This is a genomic window from Lacinutrix jangbogonensis (assembly GCF_000797445.1).
Taxonomy (GTDB): Bacteria; Bacteroidota; Bacteroidia; order Flavobacteriales; family Flavobacteriaceae; genus Lacinutrix; species Lacinutrix jangbogonensis.
In genome coordinates, this window is record NZ_JSWF01000039.1 from 1 (window position 1) to 11851 (window position 11851).

The 11851-nt window shown below is 30.0% G+C and carries 11 protein-coding genes; all 11 read left to right on the forward strand.

All coding sequences use genetic code 11. The annotated features are described in order from the left end of the window. On the forward strand, positions 1-185 hold a 185-nt coding region (locus tag RH82_RS18690), incomplete at its 5' end, for a hypothetical protein (protein WP_034062180.1). Further along, positions 157-666 carry a hypothetical protein gene (locus RH82_RS15700; protein ID WP_034062182.1) on the forward strand — a complete coding sequence of 170 codons (510 nt, stop codon included), beginning with the start codon at positions 157-159 and terminating at the stop codon, positions 664-666. The genes RH82_RS18690 and RH82_RS15700, both read left to right, overlap by 29 nt. Before the next feature lie 496 nt (positions 667-1162). After that, positions 1163-1705 carry a PH domain-containing protein gene (locus RH82_RS15705; RefSeq protein ID WP_316930945.1) on the forward strand — a complete coding sequence of 181 codons (543 nt, stop codon included), beginning with the start codon at positions 1163-1165 and terminating at the stop codon, positions 1703-1705. An 859-nt stretch (positions 1706-2564) separates the two neighbouring features. Next, complete coding sequence (locus RH82_RS15710; protein ID WP_034062184.1) at positions 2565-4286, forward strand: hypothetical protein; 1722 nt, start codon at positions 2565-2567, stop codon at positions 4284-4286. A gap of 23 nt (positions 4287-4309) precedes the next feature. Next, positions 4310-4678, forward strand: a complete 369-nt coding sequence (locus tag RH82_RS15715; protein ID WP_034062185.1) for a hypothetical protein — start codon at positions 4310-4312, stop codon at positions 4676-4678. Positions 4679-4688: 10 nt separating this feature from the next. Continuing rightward, positions 4689-7181 (forward strand): Hsp70 family protein, encoded by a 2493-nt coding sequence (locus tag RH82_RS15720; protein WP_156112509.1) that lies wholly within the window; start codon positions 4689-4691, stop codon positions 7179-7181. Then, positions 7178-7645 (forward strand): tellurite resistance TerB family protein, encoded by a 468-nt coding sequence (locus tag RH82_RS15725; protein ID WP_052158384.1) that lies wholly within the window; start codon positions 7178-7180, stop codon positions 7643-7645. Before RH82_RS15720 ends, RH82_RS15725 begins: the two co-directional genes overlap by 4 nt. Then, complete coding sequence (locus tag RH82_RS15730; protein ID WP_034062188.1) at positions 7617-7928, forward strand: DUF6804 family protein; 312 nt, start codon at positions 7617-7619, stop codon at positions 7926-7928. The genes RH82_RS15725 and RH82_RS15730 overlap by 29 nt, the downstream gene beginning before the upstream one ends. 886 nt (positions 7929-8814) lie before the next feature. Further along, the gene (locus RH82_RS15740; protein ID WP_206420437.1) at positions 8815-9741 is read left to right on the forward strand and encodes an HNH endonuclease; all 927 of its coding nucleotides are present in this window, start codon (positions 8815-8817) and stop codon (positions 9739-9741) included. A 659-nt stretch (positions 9742-10400) separates the two neighbouring features. Further along, complete coding sequence (locus RH82_RS15745) at positions 10401-10946, forward strand: hypothetical protein (RefSeq protein ID WP_034062172.1); 546 nt, start codon at positions 10401-10403, stop codon at positions 10944-10946. Positions 10947-11619: 673 nt separating this feature from the next. Further along, positions 11620-11851 (forward strand): hypothetical protein (locus tag RH82_RS15750; RefSeq protein WP_156112510.1); only part of this gene is annotated, 232 nt, incomplete at its 3' end.

Here is an 11851-nt window from a genome sequence, read left to right on the forward strand (position 1 = left end):
TATTTAAACAGAAAACATTGAATGATAAATATTTTATTTATTCATATTGTAGAAATTCTGATTTCGCATTTACCGACGATATTTGTGGAACGAGAATAATAAAATCGGAAGAACCTTTTACTGAAAAACAAAGGAAAAAAAATAGATGGAACAATAGTGAAATGGATAAACAAAGATACTCTTGAAATAAATCGTTTTGAACATTACGAAATCTATCCAAAAGATACTCTTTTTAAAATTTCATATGAAAAGGTTTATGAGATAACCCTTAAAATAAATACTTATAAAGGAGCTAATGCTGGTTCTTTAAAAGAATATTATTTTGATAATTTGAATTTTTTAAATAGTAAAATTCAATTTAACGGAATTAAAAGAAAACTTGGGGAAAAATTACCTGATACTGTTGAATTAAATCTTGGAAATATTGAATTTCATTTTGCGAACGACACTTTGAGTAGAATATCAAATAATATTTTGAAAACATCAATGGGTTTGACATATAACAACGGAGATGGAACTTATACAGAAAATTTACCATTAATTGAATCAATTAGATTTGACTTTTTACCTCTTAAGAAATACAAGAAAAATGATTTATTAAATAAAAAAGGAATATTTTATAATACGAAAGAAAAAATTACTACTGCCAACACCGTGTATAATTAATTGCTGGTTTTAGCCAATTTACGAAAGTCCTCGCGGACTTTCTATCTGTGATTTATTTACTAACTTTAGTGCTTAAAAAACGCAACTAATCATACACAACAACGTTGGCTGCAACTAAAAAAAGAAAAAAGAAGCAATCAAAAACGGATTTTAAAAATCGAAACTTTATCTTTTAAAGAAGCGCAAAAAGAAGTTTTACAAAATAGGAGAGTGGTATTTCGACAAAGAGGAATCTAAAGGGTTTGAAAAACGGATTTTTAATCTTTTTTATAACATTACATTTACAAAAGGCAAGAACTAATTTAAAGGCAAAGATTTGACGCTTACTCTCAGAGAATTAATTACCCTCCGAAAAAGACAAATCAAATTTTTAGTTTATATTTAGTTCAGCGTTGACAAAAAGGAAGTCGATTTTTTGAAACTGAAAATAGTTTTTTCATTTAAGTTTTTCGATTTTTAAAAAGACTTTATTTTTAGCGACAAATAACGATTGGATTTGAAAAAAATAAAAGCAGCAGCCAACAATGCATTCTCGTCCATTCCTCCCATTCGGTCGGCACGGCGTGAATGCAGGGACGTTGCCATCAAGCTTAAAAAAAAAACATTGCGAATGAAATTTAAGAGTAGAAAAGATATATTTTTCCGAGTTTTCATTTACGGATTTTGCGTATTTTTTATCGGAATTATTTTCGTTCGGATATTTTTTGAAGGTAAGTATGAATTTATATGGACTGATATTTTATTGTTACTTGTTACCGGATTACTCTTGTGGTTGTTTTTCGGAACTGAATACGAAATCACTCAATCGGAATTGAAATATAAAAGCGGACCATTTCACGGAAAAATTGAACTCGAACAAATACGCGAAATAATAAAAGGCAAAACGATGTGGTCAGGAATGAAACCAGCGACCGCTAAAAATGGATTGATAATTAAATACGGAAAATATGACGAAATTTATATTAGTCCAATTACAAATGACACGTTCGTTAGAAAAATTTTGGAATTAAATAATGATATAAAAATAACAGTGAACTGAGAATCAGAACGCAGAAAGCCAGACGGCAACACCGTATAAAAATAATTGCGGCTTAGTGCTTAATCAAAGGTCGTTGCGTGTTTGTAACGTCTGATTTTCCTTCGGAAAATCCTCGCATACAAACCCGCAACTATTCTTATACAAACACGTTGTGGGCAAGTACTCAATTAAAATATTTAAGCTTGATTTAAGGGGTTTAAAATTTAATTTCCGCCAAAGTCTGGTATAAAAACCCAATCTTTTTTGGCGCACAAAAACAAAAATTTTAGCTAAGGTTTTGGTTTATTTATTAAGGTCGTTCCCTAGCGGTTGAGCAACTTTATAAATATTTTTTTAGTCGGTTTCTTTTTCCCTAGATCAGTAATTAAATTTTTGTTTTTTAACAAAGGAAATTTCTAATCCGCCAGTTTCCGTAAAATCAAATCTGAGCGCTTTATTTTTTTGGTTCTTGAATTTCTAAGAATAAAAAATTCGGTTTATAGACAAAGGACAGTCCTTTTTTATAATGGTCTGTAAAATATATTCAAAACCTGCCCACAACAAAGTATAAAATTAATTGCTTGGTTATTGATTACTTACAAAAGTCCAAACAGACTTTCCTGGTTCGTGTTTTATTTAGTAAATTAGTGTTCTAAATACGCAACTAATCTTATACAACACGTTGTAAGCAAGCTGAAAAGCCAGCCGCACAAACAGCACATTTGGTTTTTGCCGTCACATAAGCTAACGCTAAAAAAACCAAAAGAGCTATTTTTCACCAACGCTCGAAAAAAAAAATGAGCAAAATACGGAAAACCGTAAATAAATAAAAAAAATAAAAATTATTTTAGCAAATAGAAAAATAAATTCTGAATAAGAAATGGTTTACATAAATCCTATTGAGATACTTGAACTAAAAGACAAAGAAGTCAATCAAATAGATTCAAGTATTATAAAAAAATCCAAGCGAAGACTATTTGCCGACATAGATTTATCCGACAGCGGATTCTATGAATACAACGGACAGAAACTAACAAAATCTGATTGCGAAAGAGCAATAGAAGAATTAGAAGATACAAACAAAATAGAATTTTATTCACACTTATCGACCAATTTTGAGCTCAACAAATTTTTGGCAAATGGAAGTAACGAACTTCTAAACAACCAAAAACAAGAAAGCATTTACAAATTGCCAGAATTTGTAGATTTTATAAGTCCGTACTTTTCGGCAAAAATTGACAACATATTATTGAAGTCTTTTCAAAATAAAGATTTAGAATTATTCTCTTCGGCTCTTCGAGCCGAATACCTTATTTCTAAAAATGATTTGAATAAAGCTTATAAAAGTTTGGGCAATGAAATTCAACAACGAATTGCTGAAACCGACAAACTTACCAAAGAAATTAAGGAAGAAACATCAAATTATACTGATGGCAATATTGATGAAGTCGTTAAAATTATAAAAAAGAAATTTCCAAGCGAATTTCTCAACAAACTGCCAATTTATTTTCAAAGTCAAATAAACAAAATTGCCGCATCAATAAACTTTCTGCAACTCAATATCTATAATGAATTTAATACGACCTCTGTTCCACTTTCGCTTTTAGAATATTTGCTCGAATTAAATATTGAAAGTGTATCTAAACCAACTTTTGAAAAAAATTATAACATTGTAAAGAAGAAAAACGATGAACGAATTGAACAAGAAGAGAATGCACCATTATTAAAAAAATGGGCAAAGATTTTAATTTCAATTCAAAGTAAAGTTGATAATGTTGAAGATGAAACATTAAAAGCAAGTGATGCTTTATCATATGTAAAATCATCCTTCGATTTAAATGAACTCAACAAATTGCCTTCTTTTGCTAACGAGATTAGAACACAGATTGGATATTCTATTCGCAGTATGTCCATTGCGAGTTGGAACAAACAAAGCGACATTAAAAATGCTTTGGCTTTAATTAATTACTCATTAAAAATTAACGTCAACGAATCTGATAAATCAAAATTTCAAAAAGACAAAAATGAACTACAAGAATTAGAAAAGAAATATGAAGGCGTTCTTGTTTGCCACTTTTGCGAGACGAACAGACCTGATAAAAAAGTCGGTATTACAAAAGAAATATACAATGAAACGTCAAGAAACTCTTCTGGGCGTTCTACTCAAGTTCAATTTAGAACTGCCAGTATTTTTATACCACGTTGCAAAAGATGTAAAAAAAAGCAATTATTAGGAAAAATGGTCTACTATCCTATTTTAATAGTAACTATTGGTTTATCATTATTTCTAAATATCGAATATAACCAAAAAAACAGCTATATTATTATTGGCACTATTATTTTAAGCTGGGTAATAAGCAAAGTAATAATCGCATTATACTTTAATAAACAAGGAGTTAAAAATAATTCAGAATTAGTTTTAAGAAATCACCCTTTACTTATTGAAAAATTGGATTATAGCTGGTCTTTTAATCAACCTTCAGCCTCAAACCTAGAAAGTCTATTGCAATTAATATTTGGTCGAGGATATTATTTTATAAATAAGGTAACAACAAATTTTATAGAAATGATACTTTCGAAATTAAACAAACAAAATAGATAAGCATACACATAAAATATACAAATATGTTAGAACCAAATTTTAAACAATACAAACCATATTTTCAGTTATTAGACCAACTTTTTGAAATTGAAAGAAAACTTAAAAACATTGAGGAATCGAACAGTATTTCAAGAAATCTTAATAAAATGAAAGTTATATTTGAAACAAATCTATTTTCAAGCTCAATAAGTTCAGAAATAGGTTTTACTTATCATAATCCTATTGGAGAATCTTATAATGAAACTCGATTAGATTTAGAAGCAAGTATATCAGGTAATTCCACCGAGAATTTATTTATTAAAGAAGTAATCAAACCAATCATACGATATAAAAGTGGCGGAAGCACTTTAATCGCCAGAAAAGGCGTGGTTGTCGTTGAATCAAAAAATTAAAATATATAGAATGGAAAACACAATCAACATTGGAATAGATTTAGGAACTACCAATTCCGCCATTGCAAAATTTGTAAAAGGAGACGTAATAGTTTTCAATAATCCTTTAGACTATGGACGTTCAACATTGCCATCAGTTGTTTATTATAAAAAAGACAGAATAGTTGTCGGAAACAAAGCCAAGGAATATTTGGAAAGAGACCCGAACAATGTTGTAGGTCTGTTCAAACGCAAAATGGGAACATCTGAAAGTTTTCAAATAAAATCTATAAACGAATCAAAAACACCTGTTGACCTTTCGGCACAAGTGTTAAAAGAATTGAAAACTTTCGTAAACACAGGTGATACTTTGGAATCTATTGTAATTACAATTCCAGCTTCTTTTGATTCTATTCAATCAAATGCAACCAAAGAAGCAGGCAAACAAGCAGGTTTCAAACAAGTTGTGTTACTTCAAGAACCAATTGCAGCAAGTTTGGCTTATGCAAATATGAAAAAGTCTAAAGAACTTACTGATGGGAATTGGCTTGTTTATGATTTAGGTGGCGGAACATTTGATGTCGCTTTGGTAAGAATCAAAGATGGTGAAATGAAAGTTGTTGACCACGAAGGCGATAACTTTTTAGGGGGTTCTGACTTTGACCGTTTGATTGTAGAAAAATTAATCATTCCAAAAATTTGCGAGCAATATACTTTTGAAGATTTAGAAAATCAGATGAAAAGTGCTACGGGAAAATACAATGCAAAATACTATTCTCTTTTAAATCAAGCAGAAGAAGCTAAAATTAGATTATCGGCAGTTTCATCAGCAGAGATTATTGTTGAACGAATGAAAGATGAAGAAGGCAATGAAGTTGATATGGAAATTACGATTACCAAATCAGAATTTAATGATTTAATTAAAGATTCAATTGATGGAACAATCGATATGATTAAAACCATATTAACAAGAAATTCATTGACATCAAATGATGTACAATTTAATTTAATGGTTGGTGGTTCTACATTTATACCTTTTGTAAGACAACGTGTTGAAGAAGTTTTGCAAATACCTGCAAATTGCGAAATTGACCCAACAACTGCTGTGGCAATTGGTGCTGCATATTACGCAGCTACCAAACCAAAGGAGATTTCAAAAGATAAATCAGATAAAAAACAATATTCAATTTCTATAAAAGCAAGTTACAATAAAGCATCAAAGGAAACTGACGAACTTTTTGCAGCAAGAATAAAAGGAAATATCGAAGGACTATTTTATAAAATAGTACGTCAAGATGGTGGCTTTGATTCAGCTTTAAAAAAACTTTCAGAAAGAATAAATGAAGATTTGCCTTTAGTTGAGAATACCTATAACTTCTTTACATTGACAGTTTATGATGGTCAAAATAATGTTATTGAAACTGGTATTGAACCTATTGGGATTAATAGTGGATTTGGCATAAGTGGTCAACCACTTCCAGAAGATATTTGTTTAGAAGTTGACGACTACGACAATCCAGGGCAAACAAGATTAGCCTTAATTTTTGAACGTAATTCTGTTCTTCCAACAAAAAGGACTTTGACTTTTCCTATTAACAAACCAATTTTGAAAGGCAATGAATCTGATAGACTTTGGATAAACGTTTATGAAGGACCCCAAACATCGTTACCAGAAGCAAATAAACTTATAGGTGTCATTGAAATTACAGGTAAACAAGTTTCAAGAGATATTGCTAAAGGTTCTGACCTTGAAATTGCTATTATGATTTCTGAAAGCAGAGACGTTACTGTTTCAGGTTACTTAAATATGTCTGACCAAGAATTTAAAAACGTTTTTAATCCAAAAGTAAGAGATACAAACATTACTTTACTAAAAGGTCAAGTAACAGACTTATCATCCAAACTTGATGAAGAAATTGAGTTAGCGACTGAAAAAGAAGATTACGAAACCGCTGGTGCTTTATCTAAAGTGAAAAAGGAAATGGAAGCAGTAGCAGATGAAGCTGAAAGCCTTACTGATGATGACGTAACTGATAAACGTTACCAATTAGAAGACAAGAAAAGAAAAATTGCACAAAAAATAGATAGTGCAACAAAAAACAAACGCCTTCAAAAAGCAATTGATTATTACTACGAAACAAAAGCAGAATGTGAAGAACTAATTGAAGATTCGGGAAATGACCACGAGCGTAAAACATTTAACGATATAGTTTCTCAAGAAAGTGCTTTTATGGCAACTAAAAACCCTTTGAAAATTCAAGAAAAATCGGATGAATTTCACAGTATTATGGGGCAGATTAGATGGAGAACCCCAGATTTTCTTAAAGGAATGTTTGGACGCCTTCTCAACGACCAATCAAAAATGAATGACCAATCTCAAGCAAAAAGTCTTACTGATGCAGGCAATTTTGCTATTGAAAGTCAAAATTGGGATAGATTAAGAGAAATAAATTTTGGACTACTTGATTTATTGCCAAGAGGTTCTAAAGAAGATATAACAACTAAAATCGGATTTGGATTATGAAAACAGAAGCATTTCAAAATTTCTTATTAAAATCGGCTATTTCTGTAATGGCTTGTGATGGTTCAATTGATGAATCTGAAATCACAGAAATCAAGAATATGGCAGATAATGAAATTTACTTTATGGGTTTTGATATAGAACAACCTTTTGAAACAAGTTTGAGCTATATAAAACAAAATGGCAAAAAAGCAATCAACGAATATTTGAACGAATTAAGTGAACTAAATCTTAATGAAAAACAAGAACTTTTATTAATTGAAGTTTTAATCCGAACAATTGAATCGGATAATATAATTGAAGATAGCGAAGTAAAGTTTCTTCAAATGATAAAGTCAAAACTTGGCATTTCGGAAGAAACAATAATCACTCAATTTCCAAAACAAATGAAATACTTGATTGACTTTCAAAACTATGGTTTACACGAAGAATTTACAGATGAAATTGAATTTACAAGCGATAATTAAGATAGTTCTTACTACTTTATTTTTTCTGTGTTTATTGGATATGCCTTATGGATTTTACCAATTTGTTCGATTTGTGGCATTAATCGGATTTGGAATTTTGGCGTATAAAGCAAATGAAGAAGGCGAAAATACAGAAATGATTATTTACGGTGGACTTGCTCTACTCTTTCAACCTTTTTTCAAAATAGCACTTGGAAGAGTAATATGGAACATTGTGGATATGATTGTCGGAATTGGACTTATTGCAAGTTTGTTTATGAATAGAGCAAAAAGCCAACGCTAAAAGCCATACACATTTGCAATTCGCACCAACCAATGCTACGCCAAAAATTGCAAAAGAGTATGTCTTTGCCAACGCTCACTTCCTAACTAACATTAAAACTTAGGAAAACCAAGCAGGACGTGGAAAGCCAGCTTACAACAATGTATAAAAATAATAGCGGCTTTATCGCTAAAACGAAAGTAAGTAAATATAAATAGGGTCTGTGATTAACTGAAAATTAGTACATTTTAATCCGCTACTATTCTTATACTAACCGTTGTGCGTAAGCTGAAAAAAATAAGAAACACGCTTCTTCAATTGGTAAATTTCGATTTTAAAAACAACGAATTGAAAGTCTGAACAGAACAAAAAACTGCAAAATTTAACACTCAATCGGAATTTTTAAAGTCGGTTTAAATAACAAACTCTTTGCTTCACGGGAAAATTTCGTTTTTAAGGTCAAGTTTGGAATGAAATGCAAAACGGCTAAACATTATGGTGGAATTGTTTGCCGAAAATAACTGTTTGAACTTTAGTCTGTAAAACGAAAATTAGCAAGCCGAAAATGTGCGGAATGAAAAACTGCATGGAAAACGTGCGGAAAAAATAAAATAATAACACACGGAATTTAAGCCAAAACGTTTTTTTGTGTTTTATAGAAGTAAAAATTATTACTTTAGCTAAAAAATAAAAAATTTAGAATATTTCCTTGGCGGAATAAAAATAAGTTGAACGGAAAAAAGCCTACGCACAACACTGTGTAAAAATAATTACTGGTAATCGCTTACTTGCGAAAGTCTAGAAAGACTTTCTTGGTTTGTGTTTTATTTACTAAATTAGTGCCTTAGAACACGTAACTATTCTTACACCAAACGTTGCCAGTAATATAAAAAACCGACAGAACTAAATGATAATTGAAGAAGGAAAGTATTTAAAATGGATTATTAATAATGGTGTCGGAAAAAAAGATAAAATTGCTGATTCAACAAAATCATATATTTCTTACCTTAATTCAGTTTCAAAATTAATAAATGAAGATATTTCAAGAAAGAATTTATATGACGAACAAAGTCTTGAAAAAATCGTAAACCGAATTTTAGAAAACGGAAAAAACATTGCCTCTATTTCTAAATATAAAACTGCGATGAGGCAGTATGTTAGAATGGTTAATAATAAAAGTCAGAATATGAAATTAACTCTTTCGGAATTGGCTCTCAAGCAAACAAAAAAGAATATTGGAAGTACTAAAAGTACTTTAAGTTCTGAATATAAGAGCATATTTAAGATACCAAATGCTGTTTCAATAAAAGGAAGAACTTCTTCAATAACAAATTCTTTCATTAATGGAGTAATTCCTATTATTCAACCAAATGAAAAGGAAATAGATGAAGTTCTTAATATATTCAATTTATCAAAAGACAAAGTTGAATGTGTTTACTGTGGCGACAAATCAACTGAATGGGACCATTTACAACCTTTAATAAAAAATAAAAGATTTACGGGATTTATTACTGAAATTCAGAACCTTGTTCCTGCTTGCGGAAAATGTAACCAATCAAAAGGAAATAGAAACTGGTTCGATTGGATTTATAGTTCTGCTAAACAATCACCATATTCACGACAAATTTCAGATATAGACGAAAGAGCAAAACGTATTAGAAATTTTGAGAATTGGAAGAAAACTACAAACATTAACTTTCAAGATGTTGTAGGAAATGAAAAGTGGAAAGAATACGAAAATTTATATCAAAAAATAATTAAATCAATTGAAGAATGTCAGATAGTTTCAAACGAAATTAAACAGATAATTAAAGAAAAAACTGAAAGCGAATAAATACTACTGGCAACACCGTGTATAATTAATTGCTTGGTTTTAGCCTACTTACGAAAACCCTCGCGGATTTTCTATTCAGTTTTTATTTACTAACTTTAGTGCTTAAAACACGCAACTAATCATACACAATCACGTTGTGGGCAAGTACTCAATTAAAATATTTAAGCTTGATTTAAGGGGTTAAAAATTTAATTTCCGCCAAAGTCTGGTATAAAAACCCAATTTTTTTTGGCGCACAAAAACAAAAATTTTAGCTAAGGTTTTGGTTTATTTATTAAGGTCGTTCCCTAGCGGTTGAGCAACTTTATAAATATTTTTTTAGTCGGTTTCTTTTTCCCATAGATCAGTAATTAAATTTTTGTTTTTTAACAAAGGAAATTTCTAATCCGCCAGTTTCCGTAAAATCAAATCTGAGCGCTTTATTTTTTTGGTTCTTGAATTTCTAAGAATAAAAAATTCGGTTTCTAGACAAAGGACAGTCCTTTTTTATAATGGTCTGTAAAATATATTCAAAACCTGCCCACAACAAAGTATAAAATTAATTGCTTGGTTATTGATTACTTACGAAAGTCCAAACAGACTTTCTTGGTTCGTGGTTTATTTACTAAATTAGTGTTCTAAATACGCAACTAATCTTATACAACACGTTGGCAATAATTATGAAAAAGAGACTATCGATAATATTCATTTCATTAATTATAATCTTCATTATATATTGGAATTTCAGAATAGATATAAAAGATTATTTCATTTCTAAAGATGCCATTTACTGGTCTGAAGATGTTGAATTAAAATATTCTGATTTTCAAGCTGACATAAATCTGAAATCAAAAAGCAATATTTATTATTACTACGGCTTTAATTTAAAAGCCAATAGTATTGAAAAAGCATATGTTCGTTCATATTTTGACAAAGATAAATCTTGGATTAAAGACACTCTTGCGCCAGGAATGAAACTTGAAATGAAGATCCAAAAATTGATATTTGATTTAAATGAAGTTTACGTTAGAAAGTTTAATGCTGAAATTGATAAAATCAAGTTCGACAAAAAAACAAAGTTTCGCGACCTAGAGAATGTTGGAGATAGAATATATTCAGAGCTAGAAGATGTTGAAGATTACATGTTTCAATCTACTAATACTGATTCTGAAGTTTTATTAATATGGAGGCCTCGTGTTGATTCTCTTTTAAACTTACACAAATAACAACTATTGCCAACAACGTGTATAATTAATTGCTTTGGTAAGTGCTTATTTGGAAAATTCCTTCGGAATTTTCTCGCGTTCGTATTTGTTTACTAAATTAGTTGCTTAAACACGCAACTAACCATACACAAGAACGTTGTGGGCAAGTACTCAATTAAAATATTTAAGCTTGATTTAAGGGGTTTAAAATTTAATTTCCGCCAAAGTCTGGTATAAAAACCCAATTTTTTTTGGCGCACAAAAACAAAAATTTTAGCTAAGGTTTTGGTTTATTTATTAAGGTCGTTCCCTAGCGGTTGAGCAACTTTATAAATATTTTTTTAGTCGGTTTCTTTTTCCCTAGATCAGTAATTAAATTTTTGTTTTTTAACAAAGGAAATTTCTAATCCGCCAGTTTCCGTAAAATCTAATCTGAGCGCTTTATTTTTTTGGTTCTTGAATTTCTAAGAATAAAAAATTCGGTTTCTAGACAAAGGACAGTCCTTTTTTATAATGGTCTGTAAAATATATTCAAAACCTGCCCACAACAAAGTATAAAATTAATTGCTTGATTATTGATTACTTACCAAAGTCCAAACAGACTTTCTTGGTTCGTGTTTTATTTAGTAAATTAGTGTTCTAAATACGCAACTAATCTTATACAACACGTTGTGTGCCATTAAAAATAAAAAAAATGAAACTCGAAATCACTCTTAGCTTACTGCTATTACTAACAATGCAAATTGTATTTGGACAAAAATCTGAATTATTTTCAAAAGATAATTCTGAATTAATAGACGACGACCTACTTTCAATAACTGTTGATACAAATGGGAATAAATGGATTGGAACTTCAAAATTCGGTTTAGTAAAACTTAGTAATGGAAAATTTGAAAATCTAAATAAAGAAAATTCTGAAATAAAAG

Bases quoted from the DNA above. Each gene is read 5' to 3' on its own strand.
- RH82_RS15710 (WP_034062184.1), top strand. From the start codon at position 2,565: ATGGTTTACATAAATCCTATTGAGATACTTGAACTAAAAGACAAAGAA.
- RH82_RS15715 (WP_034062185.1), top strand. From the start codon at position 4,310: ATGTTAGAACCAAATTTTAAACAATACAAACCATATTTTCAGTTATTA.
- RH82_RS15720 (WP_156112509.1), top strand. From the start codon at position 4,689: ATGGAAAACACAATCAACATTGGAATAGATTTAGGAACTACCAATTCC.
- RH82_RS15725 (WP_052158384.1), top strand. From the start codon at position 7,178: ATGAAAACAGAAGCATTTCAAAATTTCTTATTAAAATCGGCTATTTCT.
- RH82_RS15730 (WP_034062188.1), top strand. From the start codon at position 7,617: ATGAAATTGAATTTACAAGCGATAATTAAGATAGTTCTTACTACTTTA.
- RH82_RS15740 (WP_206420437.1), top strand. From the start codon at position 8,815: ATGATAATTGAAGAAGGAAAGTATTTAAAATGGATTATTAATAATGGT.
- RH82_RS15745 (WP_034062172.1), top strand. From the start codon at position 10,401: ATGAAAAAGAGACTATCGATAATATTCATTTCATTAATTATAATCTTC.